Here is a 19,592-nt window from a genome sequence, read left to right as displayed (position 1 = left end):
AGCGTAATTTATGAAATTCAAAAAAAGGAAGATAGACTTTTTAAACAATACCCTGAATAAATATTCAATTCGTAAATTTACAGTAGGTGTATCTTCGATATTAATCGGTACACTCATGTATATGGGCTTGTCTAGTGAAGCTAATGCTGATGAAATAGAAAAAAGCAAAGTGGATAGTGTACAATCAGATAATAAAGCGAATTTAGAGAAGCGAGAAAATAGTGATGCTAAAGGACCTGTCCAAGAAAAAGTGGATATGAATGATGAACCAGACGATTCAGCAAGCCAAGAGAAAGTATTAGAAGATAATAATAAAAACGCAATAAATAGTACAGAAGAAAAGCCACAAACAGAGAAGAGACAAGAAGCTACACAGCCTCAAGAAGAAATAAAGCATGAACCACAGACAAATGAGCAACAAGCAGAGGTAAACGCTGATAATAATCCTGAAGATAAGAATAAAAATGCAATAGAAACTAATGAGTCAAAAAAAGACTTAGAAGTTAACCCGAAATTCGAGTTGCAAGAAGAAAAATCTAAGAAAGAAACTAAATCATCAAACAATACTAAAGATAGTGATACCCCAAATGCAAAACATATTAAATCAAAACAAGATTTATCAAAGCAGAGAGGAAACAATGTTAGCAAAGAACTACCAGAACAGAAAAATGAAGCGGCGATTAAAAATGAAGTGAATCGAAAGTCTTCGAAAGCTAAAGTGCATGATTCAACAGCGAGTGGTCATCAAGAAATAGCTAAATCAACTCCTCAATTAACCCCTGAAAAAAATAGCACAAAGACCAGTTCAACAAATGATACAAAATTAAATGACAATGATATAGAGCAAGCGGCAAAGGATTTAAATATCAATGTTAAAGAATTTGAAAGTAATAAAGAATCAAAACAGAATTTGTTGCTAGAAATTTTAAAAAAAACTGCTGAAAAGCAAGATAAAAGCCAACCTTTAGCTACGCCCAATAAGTTAAGAACTATGAACAGAATGGCTGAATCACGTTCCCTACAAACAATGAATGTTAGAGCTGCGGTTGCAAATGCAATAATGTTGCCAGCGAATAAAGAATATGGCAATTTAGTAGGCTATGATAAAAGCATTACAGGTACTGGGAGAAATGATTGGTCTGATTTAGCATCAAATATTTCCTTTAAAACACTTGATAATGGCCGAATTGAACTGCAGTTGCCGTTTTCAACAAGTAAAGGTTTATTAGCAGGATTTAATTCTTATGAAGGTTTTAGAATCAATGCAGATAGCAAGTTGCAACCAAGTATTATTTCTGTAAATGCTTCTGACCCTACTAATAATAAAGGAATAGAGTTTACTAATGAAGGTAATGGTAATTATTCATTTTTAAAAAATAGTGGGGCAAGTGTTACTTCAAGCGGCATGGGGATGAACCTTAGTATTATTGTTGATGCGAAGACTTTTGATTCTTCGAGTGTGTTAAAGATTTCTTATATCAGAGCAACAGGTGTGCAAGCATTAAAAGGTTCTACAGATTTCACCTTTAATTTTAGTGATTTCGGTACCTTTAACAATGAATATACGAATGCAGTTAATGAAATAAATAATTTTAATTTGGTTGATAGTCAAACGAAGACCAATATGATAAATCAACTCAATGGTACAACAACTATCAAAGATTTAAGAACACAAATTCAAAATATAAATGATCAAGGTAAAGTAGTAACCAATGAGGCAATTAATAAATTAACGAATCTCACAAATAATGATAAAACTAATTTTATTAATCAAGTTAATAATACTACAGCTTTAAGCGGTATGAGTACTATTTATAATAATGCTAAAAATTTAGATAGTCAGAATTTATTAAATAAGGTAAAGGATCAAGCTAAAGCTCAAATAAATACATTACCAAATCTAACAAATCAAGAAAAGACAAATTTCAATAATCAAATTTCTAATATCACAGATCCAAATGCTGCTACTAAAATTGTAGATGATGCTAAAGCTAAAGATGCTTCAAATCTATTGAATAAGCAAAAACAAGAAGCGCAAACTACTGTGAGTGCATTACCAATTTTATCAGAAGATCAAAAGGCAGATTATAATAAAAAAATTCAAAATGCATCTACAAAAGCAGCAATAGATCAAATTGTTAATGATGCAAAGTCACAGAATCAACGTTTAAGTGAATCACAAAGCACATCTAATTCCTTGAGTTTAAGTATGTCATTAAGTACTTCGCAATCTTTAAGTGAGTCAACATCATTAAGCATGAGTGAATCATTGAGCACTTCTCAGTCATTGAGTGAAAGTGAGTCGTTGAGCACATCCGAATCAATCAGCGAGTCAGAGTCTATTAGCGAAAGCGAATCACTAAGCACATCCAAATCAATTAGCGAATCAGAATCGTTAAGTACATCCGAATCGATTAGTGAGAGTGAATCATTGAGCACATCCGAGTCAATCAGCGAGAGCGAGTCACTAAGCACGTCTGAATCAATAAGTGAGAGCGAATCATTGAGCACGTCTGAATCAATAAGTGAGAGTGAATCATTAAGTACATCAGAATCGTTAAGCGAAAGTGAGTCATTAAGCACTTCTGAATCTGTCAGCGAATCAGAATCACAAAGTACATCAGAATCAATCAGTGAAAGCGAGTCATTAAGCACATCTGAATCAATCAGCGAGTCAGAATCATTGAACACATCGGAATCAATAAGTGAGAGTGAATCATTAAGTACTTCTGAATCTATCAGCGAGAGTGAATCGTTAAGTACCTCTGAATCAATAAGTGAAAGTGAGTCATTAAGCGCTTCGGAATCGATTAGTGAGAGTGAATCGTTAAGTACTTCTGAGTCAATCAGTGAGAGCGAATCATTGAGCACATCAGAATCAATAAGTGAAAGTGAATCATTAAGCACGTCCGAATCTATTAGTGAGAGTGAGTCACTAAGTACATCCGAATCAATAAATGAGAGTGAATCATTGAGTACATCCGAATCAATCAGTGAGAGCGAATCATTGAGCACATCAGAATCTATTAGTGAGTCAGAATCGCTAAGTACTTCTGAATCAATCAGTGAGAGTGAATCACAAAGTACATCCGAATCAATCAGTGAGAGCGAGTCATTAAGCACTTCGGAATCAATCAGCGAATCAGAATCACAAAGTACATCAGAATCAATCAGTGAAAGCGAGTCATTAAGCACATCTGAGTCAATCAGTGAGAGCGAATCGTTAAGTACATCTGAATCGATCAGTGAGAGCGAATCATTGAGTACTTCGGAATCAATTAGTGAAAGTGAATCATTGAGTACTTCGGAATCAATTAGTGAAAGTGAATCATTGAGTACTTCGGAATCAATTAGTGAAAGTGAATCATTGAGTACTTCGGAATCAATTAGTGAAAGTGAATCATTGAGCACTTCGGAATCAATCAGTGAAAGTGAGTCATTAAGCACTTCGGAATCGATTAGTGAGAGTGAGTCATTAAGCACTTCGGAATCGATTAGTGAGAGTGAGTCATTAAGCACTTCGGAATCGATTAGTGAGAGTGAGTCATTGAGCACATCAGAATCAATCAGCGAGAGCGAATCATTGAGCACTTCAGAGTCAATCAGTGAGAGCGAATCACAAAGTACATCAGAGTCAATTAGCGAAAGTGAATCATTGAGCACATCAGAGTTGATTAGTGAGAGCGAATCGTTAAGTACTTTTGAATCCATCAGTGAAAGTGAGTCATTAAGCACTTCGGAATCAGTAAGTGAGAGTGAATCATTAAGCACTTCGGAATCAATCAGCGAATCAGAATCACAAAGTACATCAGAATCAGTAAGTGAAAGTGAATCATTAAGTGAATCAGAATCTGTCAGCGAAAGTGAATCATTGAGTACATCAGAATCAATAAGTGAGAGCGAATCACTAAGTACTTCAGAGTCAATAAGTGAAAGCGAATCATTAAGTGAATCAGAGTCAATCAGTGAGAGTGAATCGTTAAGTACATCTGAATCGATCAGTGAGAGTGAGTCATTGAGCACATCAGAGTCTATTAGCGAATCAGAATCGTTAAGTACCTCCGAATCGATCAGTGAAAGCGAATCATTAAGTACGTCAGAATCATTGAGCACATCCGAATCAATCAGTGAGTCAGAATCTCTAAGCACTTCAGAGTCAATTAGCGAAAGTGAGTCATTAAGCACATCCGAATCAGTAAGTGAGAGCGAATCGTTAAGTACTTCAGAGTCAATGAGTGAAAGTGAATCATTAAGCACTTCTGAATCAATAAGTGATAGTGAATCATTGAGTACTTCAGAGTCAATCAGTGAGAGTGAGTCATTAAGTACTTCAGAATCAGTAAGTGAAAGTGAATCATTGAGTGCTTCTGAATCAGTAAGTGACAGCGAATCCATAAGTGAATCAGAATCATTAAGTACATCAGAATCAATTAGTGAGAGCGAATCATTGAGCACATCAGAGTCAATTAGCGAGAGCGAATCATTGAGCACTTCTGAATCAGTAAGTGAAAGTGAATCATTAAGTGAATCAGAATCTGTCAGCGAAAGCGAATCACTAAGCACATCAGAGTCAATTAGCGAAAGTGAATCATTGAGTACCTCAGAGTCAATTAGCGAAAGTGAATCATTGAGTACCTCAGAGTCAATCAGTGAGAGCGAATCATTAAGCACATCAGAGTCAATCAGTGAGAGTGAATCGTTAAGTGAATCAGAGTCAATCAGCGAAAGCGAATCATTAAGCACATCAGAGTCAATTAGCGAGAGCGAATCGTTAAGTACTTCTGAATCCATCAGTGAGAGCGAATCATTAAGCGCTTCGGAATCGATTAGTGAGAGCGAATCACTAAGTACATCAGAGTCAATCAGTGAAAGCGAATCATTAAGTGAATCAGAGTCAATCAGTGAGAGTGAATCGTTAAGTACATCTGAATCGATCAGTGAAAGTGAGTCATTAAGCACATCAGAGTCAATCAGTGAGAGCGAATCATTGAGTACTTCTGAATCGATCAGTGAGAGCGAATCACAAAGCACATCAGAGTCAATTAGCGAAAGTGAATCATTGAGCACTTCGGAATCGATTAGTGAGAGTGAATCATTGAGTACCTCAGAGTCTATTAGTGAGAGCGAATCGTTAAGCACATCAGAATCAGTAAGTGAGAGCGAGTCATTAAGCACTTCTGAATCTATCAGCGAGTCAGAATCATTGAGCACATCCGAATCAATAAGTGAATCTGAATCGTTAAGTACTTCGGAATCAATCAGTGAGAGCGAATCACAAAGTACATCAGAATCTATTAGTGAGTCAGAATCTCTAAGCACTTCAGAGTCAATCAGTGAGAGTGAATCATTAATTACTTCGGAATCAATCAGTGAGAGCGAATCATTAAGTACATCTGAGTTAATCAGCGAGAGTGAATCGTTAAGTACCTCAGAATCAATTAGCGAATCTGAATCATTGAGTACATCAGAATCGATCAGTGAAAGTGAGTCATTAAGCACATCTGAGTCAATCAGCGAGAGCGAATCGTTAAGTACTTCAGAATCAGTAAGTGAAAGCGAGTCATTGAGCACATCAGAGTCAATAAGTGAAAGTGAATCATTGAGTACATCAGAATCAGTAAGCGAAAGCGAATCGTTAAGTACTTCAGAATCGATCAGTGAAAGCGAATCATTGAGCACATCAGAGTCACTAAGTGAGAGCGAATCACAAAGCACATCAGAATCAATCAGTGAAAGTGAATCATTGAGTACATCAGAGTCAATAAGTGAAAGCGAATCATTAAGTACTTCAGAATCAATCAGCGAGAGCGAATTATTAAGCACATCAGAATCAATCAGCGAAAGCGAATCACTAAGTACTTCTGAATCGATCAGTGAGAGCGAATCATTAAGTACTTCAGAATCAATCAGCGAGAGCGAATCATTAAGCACTTCTGAATCAATCAGTGAAAGTGAGTCATTAAGTACTTCAGAATCAGTAAGTGAAAGTGAATCATTAAGCACATCAGAGTCACTAAGTGAGAGCGAATCAATAAGTGAATCAGAATCATTAAGTACCTCTGAATCTATTAGTGAATCCGAGTCATTAAGCACATCCGAGTCAATCAGCGAGAGTGAATCGTTAAGTACTTCAGAATCGATTAGTGAGAGTGAATCGTTAAGTACTTATGAGTCAATCAGTGAGAGTGAATCATTAAGCACATCAGAATCGTTAAGCGAAAGTGAGTCATTAAGCACTTCTGAATCTGTCAGCGAGTCAGAATCCATAAGTGAATCAGAATCGTTAAGTATTTCTGAGTCAATCAGTGAGAGCGAATCATTAAGTACTTCTGAATCAGTAAGTGAAAGTGAATCATTGAGCACATCAGAGTCAATCAGCGAGAGTGAATCGTTAAGTACGTCAGAATCTATTAGTGAGTCAGAATCAATTAGCGAAAGCGAATCATTGAGTACTTCAGAATCAGTAAGTGAAAGCGAATCACTAAGTACTTCTGAATCGATCAGTGAAAGCGAGTCATTAAGCACATCAGAGTCAATCAGCGAGAGCGAATCATTGAGCACATCCGAATCAATAAGTGAAAGTGAATCGTTAAGTACCTCTGAATCAGTAAGTGAGAGCGAGTCGTTGAGCACATCCGAATCAATAAGTGAAAGTGAGTCGTTGAGCACATCCGAATCAATCAGTGAGAGCGAATCAATGAGTACATCCGAATCAATGAGTGAGAGCGAATCATTGAGTGCTTCTGAATCTGTCATTGAGAGCGAATCATTAAGCACATCCGAATCAATCAGTGAGAGCGAATCATTAAGCACATCAGAGTCAATCAGTGAAAGCGAATCGTTAAGTACATCCGAATCAATTAGCGAAAGCGAATCACTAAGTACATCAGAGTCAATCAGTGAAAGCGAATTACTAAGTACGTCTGAATCGATCAGTGAGAGCGAATCATTAAGTACATCAGAATCAATAAGTGAAAGTGAATCATTAAGCACGTCCGAATCTATTAGTGAGAGTGAGTCACTAAGCACATCCGAATCAGTTAGTGAGTCAGAATCACAAAGTACTTCGGAATCAATCAGCGAGAGTGAATCATTGAGCACGTCCGAATCAATTAGCGAGGGTGAATCATTGAGCACGTCCGAATTATTAAGCACATCCGAATCAATCAGTGAAAGTGAATCAATGAGCACATCCGAATCAATCAGTGAGAGCGAATCGTTAAGTACTTCTGAATCAATCAGTGAAAGTGAGACATTAAGTGAATCAGGGTCAATTAGCGAAAGCGAATCACTAAGTACATCAGAGTCTATTAGTGAGAGCGAATCACAAAGTACGTCTGAATCAATCAGTGAAAGCGAATCATTGAGTACCTCAGAGTCAGTTAGCGAAAGTGAGTCATTAAGCACTTCTGAGTCTATTATTGAGAGCGAATCACAAAGTACATCAGAATCTATTAGTGAATCAGAGTCATTGAGCACATCCGAATCAATCAGTGAGAGTGAATCACTGAGTACATCAGAATCAATCAGTGAAAGCGAGTTACTGAGTAAGTCTGAATCAATCAGTGGATCTGGCTCAATATATAACGCGGCAGATAAAGAAAATGAACATCAAACAAATAAAGACAAATTACCTGATACAGGTAACGAAAATATGGGGAATGGATTGATATCATTATTGGCAGCACTTGGTGGTGTCATGTTATTCAGAAGACGTAAAGATAATGAAACCAAAGATAAATAAAAGAAGACTGCACTTTCTAATCAGAAAGTGCAGTCTTTTATATTATATGTGTAGCTAAAATGAGATGCTTATATATTTTATGATGATCAAACTATTTAACTGTAAAATTTTACAATTGACAATAGATTTCACGGAGAGTAATATAATTATAGTATATGGGGTGTACTATTTAAAATATATGGACTATCCCTCATAATTTTGAATAGTGATTATACTCTAAGATGAAACCTGTGCGTACTTAGGTTTTTTTATAATCAATAGTACAAAGGGTGTACAATTAAGAAATAGGAAGGTAGAGACAAATGTTTAATGAGTTTAAATTTATTTTTAGAAATAAAATGTTAATTGTATCGCTTATTGCAATAGCAGCTATCCCGCTATTATATGTTGCTTTATTCGTTGGTTCTATGTGGAGCCCTTATGATAAGACAGATCAATTGAAAATTTCAATTGTAAACCAAGATCAGAGTGCGAAACTAAATGGTGACAAAGTAACTATAGGTGATGATGTTGTTGATAAATTAAAAGATAATGACAAATTTGATTTTCAAGAAGTATCGAAAAAAGAAGCATTTAAACAATTAGAAAAAGGTCAAAGCGTAGGAACGATAATTATTCCGAAAGATGCTTCAAGTAATGCTACGACTTTATTGGATAAGAATCCTAAAAAGATAAATCTGGAAACGCAAGTGAATCCAGGATCAAGTTATACTGGTAGTCAATCAGCGCAAAAAGCAATTGATACGGTGACGAATGCTATTAAAGATAACATTCGCACGAATTATTTAGACCAATTATTTGCAAGTGGTAAAAAATCACAATCAGGCTTCAAAGATACATCAGAGGCATTAGGTGAAATGTCGGATGCAGAATCACAATTAATTGATGGTAATCAGCAAGTCACTGATGGATTGAAACAATTAGCTCCATCTGTAGGTCAACCTGCACAACAATTGATTTCAGGTAATCAACAAGTTACTGATGGTCTTAATCAGTTGCAACAAAATAACGACCAATTAAAAGAGCAATTAGATAAATCAGTCAAACAACAAGAAGGCATTGCTTTTGAAAGTGATAATGAAAAAGCATTAAACAACGTAACGAAAATCAATAAAAATAATGCTACAGAGGCTGGTAAATATGGGGAAACAATCGTACCTTATATGGCGAGCGTGAGCTTATTTGTAGGTGCCGTATCATTTAGTGCGATATATCCACTCAGAAAAATGTTACGTAAAGATGTTACATCCGCTAAGCAAGCGTTTGGTAAATTGCTATTATATATTGTGCAAGGCACAATTTCAGCATTACTTATGAGTAGTTGGGCAATTTTTGCATTAAATATGTCAATTGATCATATAGGCAAATTTATTTTGGTAGGTGTATTATGGGCTATTGCAGCAATTGCAATTACAACATTCTTAAGCTTACTGTTAGATAGAATTGGATTGTTTATTTCTATGGTATTGTTGATATTACAACTTAGTTCAAGTGAAGGTATGTTCCCTATAGAATTGTCGGCGCAGTTCTTTAGATGGATTCATCCATTTTCTCCAATGTCTTATGCAATACAAGGATATAGAGAAGCAATATTCACTAACGCAGGACACTTTGACTTTGGTTTTGTAGTTGCTCTATTGATTGGTATTATCGTCATAATGATTGTATTACAATACCTAGTATTACTGTGGTTTAATCATAGAAAAAGAGTACCATTTTCAATAGAATTTAAATAGGTGCATTCTGGAGGTGACTTATTTGGAAAATGTTGATAAAACAATTGAAGAAGCAATTATTAAGTTTCAAATAGTTATGTTGCATTTGAATAAAGAAATCGTTGAAATCGTAAGAGAAACTGGTTTGAGTAATTTACTTTCAAGAGAGCAAATTGAAGCGATGAGAATTATAAAAACAGAAGGTAAAGTGACTATCAATGAACTAGCGAAATTACAAAACATTTTTAAAACAGCAGCTTCAAAACGTATAGCAAAATTAGAAGAAATGGGTTACGTTCAACGTGCTTATTCTGAAAATAAACGAATTAAACTTATTAAATTAAGTAGTGAAGGTGAAAGCTTTTTAAAAAAAGCTACTTCTGTGATGACTGAAGCTGTTAAAGAACGTTTAGGAAACAAATTTACGGTGGACGAAGTACATCAATTCGTGGAGCAACTGACACACATTGATAGTGCGTTTAGAGAAAACAAACAATAATTATAACAACTTAAAAAAGTAGGGGAATGCATTTGATGCTCTCTACTTTTTTAATCTTAAATTTTCAAAAGACAACACTTTTAAAATATTCAGTAACCTTCAAAGAATGGACTTAATTATTAACAATTAGTATAATTGACTATATAATTAATATTTTTAAAAAGATAGTAGATAAAAGCTTATTGTCTTAATCAATTTAATGGATAGAAAGAGGGGGCAAATTTGATGAAAAGAACGATAGAACGTGTTCTAGCATGGATTGGTATCGTATTGCAGTTAATAGGTGTAGCACTTATTGCAATCTTAATGCCATTACTAAATAATAGTGAAACTAAAGACGCTATGATCCAACAATTAATGGAAGATGATAGTAGTCTTACGCAACAAGATGGAACAGCTATGATTGGTATGCTGAATGGTTTATTAACAGTGGGTCTTGTTTTAGCAATTATTCTGTTGATTATTGCTATAATTGGTGCATTTTTAATTGGTAAAAAAGCAAAAGTAGCAGGTATTTTATTAATCATTGCAGGTGTCATTTCGTTCGTAGGGAATTGGATTAATGCCGTATTATGGTTGATAGCAGGTATTATGCTATTAGTAAGAAAACCTAAAGAACCAATTTATGCCAAAGACGAAGATGATGATGTAAATCCATATATTAAAGATGGATCTCAAGTCAATGAGCACAATAATTCATTTGTACTGTCAGAAGAACAAAAGAAAAATGAACAAGAAACAATCAAAGATGAATATTCAGCCTCAAATGAAAATAAAAGTGATCAGGACTTAAAAGATTTTGAAGATGTAGATGAAACATCGAGGAAAGTTAAAGACGATCCATATAAATACTAAGAAAAAGGTTACCCATTTTTGGGTAATCTTTTTTAATTATAACGATAGTTTATTTACGATATTTAAATAATGTAATATGTTATATTTAAGATAATGTATGATTGGGTTGAAGGAGGTTTAGTATAATCAAAATTTTTGAATTTGTATCGTTATACCATGTTTTGAATATTATAAAAACAACATAAGACAGTGGCATAAAAAATTAAAAGGTAAAGTGGTTTAGCTTAACAGTAAAAAAGAGGTGTAGTTTTAGTGATGATACTCGTAATGTTGTCCCCACTATTAATTGTTGGGTTTATCGTAATGGCCATATTAGAAGAAAAAAAGCGTAATAACAAAAATAAATGAACTTGCAGGCTGAGACTTAAGTGTTTCAGCCTGTTTTAAGTAATTTTGATAGAGGTAAGGCTAACCGGATAGTGCCGCTTAACTAAGGGTTGTCTAAAATAACAAATGCCTGTTTAAAATATGACCTATAGCGTCTATTTAGGTAGCAGCATTCTTTTGGAAAATTGTTTTACGTGAAACATCTCAGATCAAATTAGTTGAAGATAGCAGTAATATAGCAAAAACTTTGATACTATTGATATTAATTAGAGTTATAAAGGAAATTAAATGAGTAATGATTTATATTGAATTACTATACAAGGGGAAGATACTATGAATGATATGTTATACATCTTACAGACTGTACTCTTACCTATCTTTATCATGATACTTTTAGGATTTATTTTACAAAAAAAATTCACTTTGGATTTGAATACATTAGCTAAGTTAAATATCTATGTCTTTGTGCCTGGTTTTATATTTGTGAAATTTTATAAAACAGACTTTGCATTAAGTCTGTTAATTTACATAGTGATTTTCTTTATTATTTATATGTTGTTTCTATTTATCATCGGTAAAGTGTTAACAGCAATACGAAAAGTTGATAAAGGAGAAGCAACAACATTGACGAATAGTCTTATGTTTTTTAATTCTGGAAATTATGGTGTTCCAGTAAATGATCTTGTCTTTAAAGGGGATCCTTTAGCAATGTCGGTACAAGTTATTGTCTTGTCATTACAAAATATTTTTACATTTTCTTATGGTGTGTTTGCAATTCAATCGTTACAAATAGGAAAGCTTAAAGCGTTATTAGGCTATTTTAAAATGCCAGTTTTATATGCGTTATTACTTGCGATTATTCTTAATTATAATCATGTACCTATACCAGAATTTATATGGACGCCTGCCAATTATGTAGCAGATGCAATGATTGCAATTGCTTTATTAATGTTAGGTGCTCAAATTTCTAACATAAAGTTTAGTTTAAAATGGTCTAAATCTTACGCTTATGTTTTTATAAGATTAATTATAGGACCACTGATTGCATTAGTTATCATAAACGTAATGGGAATAGATGGGATAATAGCACAAACACTATTCATAGCTTCTGCAATGCCAACATCTGTAAATAGTTCAGTGATTGCACAAGAATATGATAATCATCCTGAATTAGCAGCAGAACTAGTTTTTTTATCTACTTTATTAAGTGCTGTCACGGTTGTCGTCGTCATATACTTTTCTAGAATATTATTTTAAATAGATAAGCGGCATCCTCTATAGACAACAGGCCTAATTCTTATCAATATAGTGAATAGTTTATTTAAAAATTAACAATGCGTTGTTTTGCATCAAAGGTGAGTATAAGTGATTAAATTAAAGTTTTAATCGTCTTATGCTCACCTTTATGTTTTTGGTATTAGCTTAACATTCAAAATATTACTACTGTTTAATGATTTAATGTTTTTTTAAAAGATGGTTTTTTAGATTTACTATTTTCAATTTTAGCGGATATATCATTTTATAATTAATTATTTTCTATCTAATAGCAATTACAAATCAAAAGTCACAAAGTGTTAACAAAAATGTGACAAATTTGTTAACGGCTGAGTGCTTATTTGAAACACAACATATAGTGTTTTATATTTGATTTATATACTATATATAGGAAAAGAGGAGTAGAATGAATAAACTTGAAAAAAATTTAAAAAATCTTATAACGAAAGATCCTACGGTAGTAAATGAAAATGCGAATAAGGATAGTGCTACTTTTTCAACTATGAGAGACTTAACGGCAGGTGTCGTTTCTAAATCATATGCTTTAGATTACTTATTACCTGAACATGTAGCTAAAGCACATGAAAGTGGTGATATACATTTTCATGATTTAGACTATCATCCATTTCAACCACTGACGAATTGTTGTTTGATTGATGCACAAAGTATGCTTGCACAAGGGTTTCAAATAGGTAATGCCACAGTAACTTCACCTAAATCTATTCAAACTGCTTCGGCACAATTAGTACAAATCATTGCGAATGTATCAAGTAGTCAGTACGGAGGTTGCACGATAGATCGAGTTGATGAGTTATTGAGTAAATATGCAAAATACAATGAAGCCAAACATCGACAAATTGCAGAGAAGTTTGTGAATAAAGCAGCAATTAATACATATGTAGATGAGCGTGTAACGCAAGATATTGGAGATGCAATTGAAAGTCTCGAGTATGAAATAAATACCTTATATACTTCAAATGGACAAACACCTTTCGTAACCCTTGGCTTTGGATTAGGTACAGATAAATACAGTCGCAAGGTTCAAGAGGCTATATTGCGTACTAGAATTAAAGGATTAGGTAAAGATCGCATAACAGCAATTTTTCCTAAGCTTGTTTTTTCAATCAAACGAGGCGTTAATTTAAATGAAGCGGATCCAAACTATGACATCAAACAACTTGCTTTAGAATGTTCTACCAAACGCATGTATCCAGATATCTTAAACTACGATAAAACGGTGGAATTATTAGGCGATTTTAAAGCGCCTATGGGTTGTCGCTCATTCTTGCCAGCATGGAAAGATAAAGAGGGTAATTATGAAAATAACGGCCGATGCAATCTAGGGGTAGTCACATTAAATATTCCAAGAATTGCCATTGAATCTAACGGTGACATTGAAATCTTTTGGAAGATATTTCATAAGCGTATGGCTATCATGCATGATGCGCTCGTTTATCGTATGGAACGTATCGCACAAGCAACACCAGTGAATGCACCTATTTTATATAAAAATGGGGCGTTTAAATATCGGCTAAACGATACTGACGATATCATGGAAATCTTTAAAGGACAGCGTGCAACTTTGTCTATGGGGTATATAGGATTGTATGAAGCGGCAACTGTATTTTATGGACCTAAGTGGGAACGTTTATCTAGAGCTAAAGCTTTTACTTTAGATATCTTAAAGACGATGAAAGATTACCAGCTAAAATGGACTGAAAAATATGATATTTGGTTTAGTATTTATAGTACACCAAGTGAATCTTTAACAGATCGGTTTTGTCGATTGGACCGAGAGAGATTTGGAGATATAGCTGACATCACAGATAAAGGTTATTATCAAAATTCATTTCATTATGATGTAAGAAAAGATGTCACACCTTTTGAAAAAATTGATTTTGAAAAAGATTATCCAACTTTTGCTAGTGGCGGTTACATTCATTATTGTGAATATCCAAAATTAAATCATAATTTGAAAGCATTAGAAGCTGTTTGGGATTACGCTTATGATAAAGTCAGTTATTTAGGAACAAATATTCCAATTGATCATTGTAGAAAATGTGACTTTGATGGGGATTTCAAAACGACGGAAAAAGGTTATCAATGCCCACAATGTGGCAATGATGATCCAAAGACGGTAGATGTGGTTAAACGTACTTGCGGTTATTTAGGTAATCCTGTTCAAAGACCTACGATAGAAGGTCGTCATAAAGAAATCTGCGCACGCGTAAAACATTTGAAAGATACTTCTATATGAATATTTTAGAAATAAAGAAAGGGCAGGGGCATATAGCTAAAATAGAAGCACAAAGTTTTGTGGATGGAGAAGGGGTTCGTTGCAGTTTATATGTTTCAGGTTGTCCGTTCGCTTGTGAAAATTGTTATAATAAAGTGGCTCAAAATTTTAGATATGGAGAACGATTTAATCAAAATATAATGGCAGAAATCATGGAATATTGTGAGCCAGATTATATTTCAGGTTTGAGTATACTGGGCGGAGAGCCATTTTGTAATTTAGACATCACCTTGAAGTGTGTTGAAGCTTTTCGATGTCGATTTGGTACTACAAAAACGTTATGGGTGTGGACTGGATTTTTATTTGAATATTTAAAACAAGATTTAGCAGAAAGAAGGGCATTACTTGAACAAATTGATGTTTTAGTAGATGGTCCTTTTATCAATCATTTGTATAGACCGAATTTACCTTATAAAGGCTCTATAAATCAACGTGTGATTGATGTCCAAGCATCATTGACAAGTCAGGAGCTATGTGAATATATAAGAGACTGAATGTTTTTGAAACAATTTACTCAATTAAGTTAGTAGTAATCAATGACTACAGGTAGGTTGCATATCAGAACAGATTATTTATAAATAATCTAAAGATGTGTCATTATAATAGCGTAAAGGAGTAGATAGTTTATGTGTACAGGTTTTTCGTTTTTATCCAAAAGTAGGCAGGCAATACTTGGTCGAACTATGGATTTTGTTTATCACTTAGATGGTCGACCTGCAGTACAACCGCGTCATTTCTATTGGGAATCACGTGTTGAATATAAAGGTGAAACAAAATATGGATTTATTGGTACAGGTAGTGATATGGAAGGATTTCTATTTGGAGATGGCTTGAACGAACACGGTGTAGGGGCTTCAATACAGTATTTCAGAGGTTATGCATCCTATGCGACTGAAGTTCGTGAAGGATATATGAACATTGCTCAAAGTGAAGTCATTACATGGGTACTTGGTTATAACAAAAATATTGATGATTTAATCGAAAACGCGAAAAAAGTAAATGTTGTGGCGCATGTGCTGAATGATATTGCAGAAGTTCCCCCATTACATTATCACGTTACTGATGATACAGGCCGTTCAATTGAACTTACCTTTCAAGATGGAAATATTGTGATTAATGAAAATCCTATTGGCGTATTAACAAATAATCCTGATTTAAATTGGCACTATGAAAATTTAAGAAATTATACGAATGTTACCCCACATAAACCTAAAGCCAAAAAAGTGATGGGACAGTCAATGGGACCTCTAGGTAACGAGGGTGGTACATATGGCTTGCCTGGTGGTTATACATCGGCTGAACGTTTTATCAAAACTGCTTATTTGAAAAATTATTTAATAGGTAGTGATCATCCAGAATACGATGCACTGGATGCTTTTAAGTTATTAGATGCTGTTAGTATACCTAAAGGCGCAGTCTTAGATGAAAATGAAGAACTGCATTATACGTTATATCAAACGGTTATGAATTTAACAACACGTACATTATATGTTAAATGGTATGATACGAATCAAATTACAGAGCTACAATTAACAGCAGATTTGATTTCAAAGGAAGATATGACAATATTTGAACCAGTCAAAGGTTTTGTAACAAATAAGTTGAACGATATTTGATTAAAATTGTAAATTGAATAGGCTAAAGTTATTTTACTGATATGACAAATTTAGACTGTGAACGGGCTCATTTGAGCAATTTCACAAAACTCGATATAAAGGTAAGAAGCGGTGTTAAGCATCTATAGCTTTTAGATGCTTGGCGCCCTTTTTTTATTTTTAAAAAAAGATAAGGACGGCTTAGAACCCCAGTTTTTAATTATAAAGTATTAGTACGATAGGTATATCAGAGTAATGGTGTTTAGATGTTTAACTGAGTTGAACCGCATGTATCAATGCTTATATGTTCAATAGCGGCAGGTATTATCTATAAAAAAACCTAGGTCGAGACATCAGTATGTGTCTTGGCCTAGGGCTAGTAATTAAAAATCGTATTGGTCATCTTCTTCTTCGAGTACTTGCTGATACACTTTTGACACTCGTAATGTCGAAGTGGCTAATTCGTTAAGTCTAAATAATATATCATCATTTACGATAGTTCCTTGTGAAAAATCACGTTCTTCTATAAAAACATAGGTTTGCATTATATGTGCTTTCATATAGCCTAAAATGGGTTTGAGCTGTGTTTCAGGAATTAAATAATGTTTAGGTGAACCAGCTGTTGCTATGATACCTATCACTTTATTTCTAAATGCATTCACCGGTAGTAAGTCGAATACATTTTTTAATGTGCCAGGAATAGAGGCCTGAAATATAGGGAAGCCAATAAATATAATGTCTGCTTGCGTTAAGGCAGTCGTTAACGCTAACGTATCACCTGTATAATCTAAATAATTACGTCCATCACTAAAGGAAAGGTTCAAGGTTTTTAAATCAAAAAATTGAACCTGATGTTCACCTTGTTCAGACGTTATTTCTGATTCTAAATATTTCATAGCCGTACTAGTTTTAGATCCAACAGTTGAACCGGAAAGTAATACAATATTCATGATATACCTCCTATGACTTTAAGTGTTTTTTTACGCCTGGAATAATTTCGTTACCAATGAGTTCGATATTTTTCATGATTTTATCGAAAGGTACACCACCAAAATCGATTTGTGCCATAAATCGCTGATGGTTGTAAAGTTCATGCTGGTAGAGTATCTTTTCAATAATTTGTTGAGGGCTGCCGACCATTAATGCATCTCTATAATCTGGAGCGTTTGCAAATTGTTGTTTGGGGTAGCCCGTGCCTCTAATAAATGACATACCAACATTGAGATGTGGATAAAATTCACGCAATGCTGCTTGGGTAGTATCTGCAGTATAGAACAGACTTGCTGTTGATACAGGTAAGGATTCAGGTGAATTATCAAAACCATATTCCTTTGCTGTCGTACGATATTCATCTATTGAATCTTTGAAAGTCATTGCGGGACCACCAAGTGTTGTAATCATCATTGGAATACCTTGACGTCCTGCTTTGATAGCACTTGCAGCGGGGCCACCAACAGCACGCCAAATAGGTAATACATCATCAATGGGTCTCGGAAATATTTTCATATTATTTAAATCGGGTCTAAATTTACCAGACCAAGTAATTTTATCTGTTTTATTAAGTTCCATGAGTAGGTTTAGCTTTTCTTCATATAGGTCGTCGTAGTCATTCAAATCCAAACCAAACAAATCAAACACACCTGTACGTGACGCTCTGCCTGCGACGATTTCTGCACGTCCGTGAGAAATGAGATCTAATGTAGCAAAGTCTTCATATACTCTTACAGGATCAGATGCACTAATAATTGAAGAAGTGCTTGAGATTTTAATTGACTTCGTCGCTTGAGCAATGGCTCCAAGTACAACTGTGTGCGCCTGTGTTGTGAAGTGTTCTTGATGACTTTCACCAATGCCAAATACATCGATACCTGCTTGTTCTGCCAATTGACTCGCTTCAATTAACTCGCTAATACGTTGTTCATAACTTACCTTTTCACCATTATGAGGGTTGAGCAAGTGATCACCTAGGGAATAAAGTCCAAATTCCAGTGGTGTACGTTCATTCATTTTTAAAATTGCCATTTATTATCATCCTTTATATATCATGTAGTTTTGCTTCAATTTCTGACCTTTGGTGTTCCATAAAGTCAGGCAGGTTTAGTTTTTTACCCAAATCATTAATAGTAGTATCTACTGTGAAGCCAGGAGATGCAGTAGCAAATTCATACATAATACTATTATGACGATAGTAAAGTGATTTGAAAAAGTAACGATCAATGATACCACTATTATTTCCTGGGTTATGCTCTATTCTATTTAGTACAGCTTGCAGATCTGCATCATTAGGCGTATTTACGGCAATATGATGTACATAGCCTTGACCAGGTCTAGCACGTTGACCTTGTTCTTCAACAAGAACAAAATCAGTATAAAGTCCATCTGAATCTAATGTCATTACCGTCTCATTTGTATCAGTCCTTAACGAATAATTTAATTCATTTTTTAAGAATTCGAGTGTTGGCTGTATATCACGTAAGCGCAGCTCTACTGGACCCATGCCTAAAATTTGATATGTCTCTGGAATATCTGTATAAGGATTCTTTTTCCATTCATGGGGTGTTTGGAGATGATTGTTAGCTAGTAGGATAATTTCTAACCCATCTATATCTTGAAATAACAACGCCGCATGGTTTAAATAGGTTATTGGCGTCGTAGGGATACGTTGCTCATTTAAACGATTTTGAAAATAATTTATTGCTGATTCATCTTGGACGAGTAATGATAAGCGATGAATGCTATTTGTTCCTGGACGGTTTTTACCTAAGTTTGGAATCTCGAAAAAACTAAGCAATGTACCAGGTGTTCCTATTTCGTCACCGAAAAACAAATGATACATCGTTGGATTGTCTTGATTTACAGATTTTTCTACTAAGCGCAACCCTAAAATATTTGTGTAGAAATCTTTATTAACTTGTGCATCTTTTGTATACATTGAAATGTGGTGATGACCGAGTATGTTCATGTAGTGTCCTCCAAACTTTCAAAATTTCTATTTTTTATACATATTTCCTAGAAAGTAAAAAGTAAACTTTAAAGGTATAAAAAATATACTTGTTAACAATAATATATCTGCATTTATTAGAATTTGCAACTTCTATGGTGTTTTCAGTGAATTCGTAAGAAGAGGGACAAAAAAACAAGACTTTGTTAAGCAAAGTCTCAGAACGTAGACAAACCTTGCGCAAATTAATGCGTAAGGTTTGTTTATTTTTATTTATATAGTTATTTTTCAAAAAACAGTGGTCTTTCAGACCATTGCTTGTCCTTTTACTAGCCACATTGCGAT

11 protein-coding genes and 1 pseudogene are annotated in these 19,592 nt (G+C 34.3%); 9 read left to right on the top strand and 3 right to left on the bottom strand.

Annotation, left to right across the window (positions count from 1 at the left end; all coding sequences use genetic code 11):
* The first annotated feature begins 10 nt into the window (after window positions 1-10).
* The 9 genes and pseudogenes from BTJ66_RS12605 (at window position 11) to BTJ66_RS12570 (ending at window position 16,327) form a co-directional block, all read left to right on the top strand.
* Complete coding sequence (locus BTJ66_RS12605; RefSeq protein ID WP_099091294.1) at window positions 11-7,744, top strand: YSIRK-type signal peptide-containing protein; 7,734 nt, start codon at window positions 11-13, stop codon at window positions 7,742-7,744.
* A 302-nt stretch (window positions 7,745-8,046) separates the two neighbouring features.
* Window positions 8,047-9,480, top strand: a complete 1,434-nt coding sequence (locus BTJ66_RS12600; protein ID WP_099091293.1) for a YhgE/Pip family protein — start codon at window positions 8,047-8,049, stop codon at window positions 9,478-9,480.
* Between the two features lie 22 nt (window positions 9,481-9,502).
* Window positions 9,503-9,958 (top strand): MarR family winged helix-turn-helix transcriptional regulator, encoded by a 456-nt coding sequence (locus BTJ66_RS12595; RefSeq protein ID WP_099091292.1) that lies wholly within the window; start codon window positions 9,503-9,505, stop codon window positions 9,956-9,958.
* A gap of 225 nt (window positions 9,959-10,183) precedes the next feature.
* Window positions 10,184-10,813 carry a DUF4064 domain-containing protein gene (locus BTJ66_RS12590; protein ID WP_099091291.1) on the top strand — a complete coding sequence of 210 codons (630 nt, stop codon included), beginning with the start codon at window positions 10,184-10,186 and terminating at the stop codon, window positions 10,811-10,813.
* A 255-nt stretch (window positions 10,814-11,068) separates the two neighbouring features.
* Window positions 11,069-11,158: pseudogene (locus BTJ66_RS13915) on the top strand (hypothetical protein); the annotation flags it as partial.
* Between the two features lie 315 nt (window positions 11,159-11,473).
* Window positions 11,474-12,397, top strand: coding sequence for an AEC family transporter (locus BTJ66_RS12585; protein ID WP_099091290.1), 924 nt, complete (start codon window positions 11,474-11,476; stop codon window positions 12,395-12,397).
* 424 nt (window positions 12,398-12,821) lie between these two features.
* On the top strand, window positions 12,822-14,672 hold the full coding sequence (nrdD, locus tag BTJ66_RS12580; protein ID WP_099091289.1) for an anaerobic ribonucleoside-triphosphate reductase: 1,851 nt from the start codon (window positions 12,822-12,824) through the stop codon (window positions 14,670-14,672).
* The gene (gene nrdG, locus BTJ66_RS12575; protein ID WP_099091288.1) at window positions 14,669-15,205 is read left to right on the top strand and encodes an anaerobic ribonucleoside-triphosphate reductase activating protein; all 537 of its coding nucleotides are present in this window, start codon (window positions 14,669-14,671) and stop codon (window positions 15,203-15,205) included. Before nrdD ends, nrdG begins: the two co-directional genes overlap by 4 nt.
* 132 nt (window positions 15,206-15,337) lie before the next feature.
* Window positions 15,338-16,327 (top strand): choloylglycine hydrolase family protein, encoded by a 990-nt coding sequence (locus BTJ66_RS12570; RefSeq protein ID WP_099091287.1) that lies wholly within the window; start codon window positions 15,338-15,340, stop codon window positions 16,325-16,327.
* 362 nt (window positions 16,328-16,689) lie between these two features.
* Here BTJ66_RS12570 and BTJ66_RS12565 read toward each other — a convergent pair whose 3' ends face one another.
* The 3 genes from BTJ66_RS12565 to BTJ66_RS12555 are packed head-to-tail and all read right to left on the bottom strand — an operon-like array spanning window position 16,690 to window position 19,268.
* Window positions 16,690-17,256, bottom strand: coding sequence for an NADPH-dependent FMN reductase (locus tag BTJ66_RS12565; protein ID WP_099091286.1), 567 nt, complete (start codon window positions 17,254-17,256; stop codon window positions 16,690-16,692).
* A gap of 10 nt (window positions 17,257-17,266) precedes the next feature.
* Entirely contained in the window at window positions 17,267-18,328 is a 1,062-nt protein-coding gene (locus BTJ66_RS12560; protein WP_099091285.1) for an LLM class flavin-dependent oxidoreductase, read from the bottom strand.
* 13 nt (window positions 18,329-18,341) lie between these two features.
* Window positions 18,342-19,268, bottom strand: a complete 927-nt coding sequence (locus BTJ66_RS12555) for a VOC family protein (protein ID WP_099091284.1) — start codon at window positions 19,266-19,268, stop codon at window positions 18,342-18,344.
* Window positions 19,269-19,592 lie beyond the last annotated feature (324 nt).

The organism is Staphylococcus edaphicus (assembly GCF_002614725.1).
Classification (GTDB): Bacteria; Bacillota; Bacilli; order Staphylococcales; family Staphylococcaceae; genus Staphylococcus; species Staphylococcus edaphicus.
This window is presented reverse-complemented; position numbering and strand designations above follow the sequence as displayed.

Bases quoted from the DNA above. Each gene is read 5' to 3' on its own strand.
- BTJ66_RS12605 (WP_099091294.1), top strand. From the start codon at position 11: ATGAAATTCAAAAAAAGGAAGATAGACTTTTTAAACAATACCCTGAAT.
- BTJ66_RS12600 (WP_099091293.1), top strand. From the start codon at position 8,047: ATGTTTAATGAGTTTAAATTTATTTTTAGAAATAAAATGTTAATTGTA.
- BTJ66_RS12590 (WP_099091291.1), top strand. From the start codon at position 10,184: ATGAAAAGAACGATAGAACGTGTTCTAGCATGGATTGGTATCGTATTG.
- BTJ66_RS12585 (WP_099091290.1), top strand. From the start codon at position 11,474: ATGAATGATATGTTATACATCTTACAGACTGTACTCTTACCTATCTTT.
- nrdD (WP_099091289.1), top strand. From the start codon at position 12,822: ATGAATAAACTTGAAAAAAATTTAAAAAATCTTATAACGAAAGATCCT.
- nrdG (WP_099091288.1), top strand. From the start codon at position 14,669: ATGAATATTTTAGAAATAAAGAAAGGGCAGGGGCATATAGCTAAAATA.
- BTJ66_RS12570 (WP_099091287.1), top strand. From the start codon at position 15,338: ATGTGTACAGGTTTTTCGTTTTTATCCAAAAGTAGGCAGGCAATACTT.
- BTJ66_RS12565 (WP_099091286.1), bottom strand. From the start codon at position 17,256: ATGAATATTGTATTACTTTCCGGTTCAACTGTTGGATCTAAAACTAGT.
- BTJ66_RS12560 (WP_099091285.1), bottom strand. From the start codon at position 18,328: ATGGCAATTTTAAAAATGAATGAACGTACACCACTGGAATTTGGACTT.
- BTJ66_RS12555 (WP_099091284.1), bottom strand. From the start codon at position 19,268: ATGAACATACTCGGTCATCACCACATTTCAATGTATACAAAAGATGCA.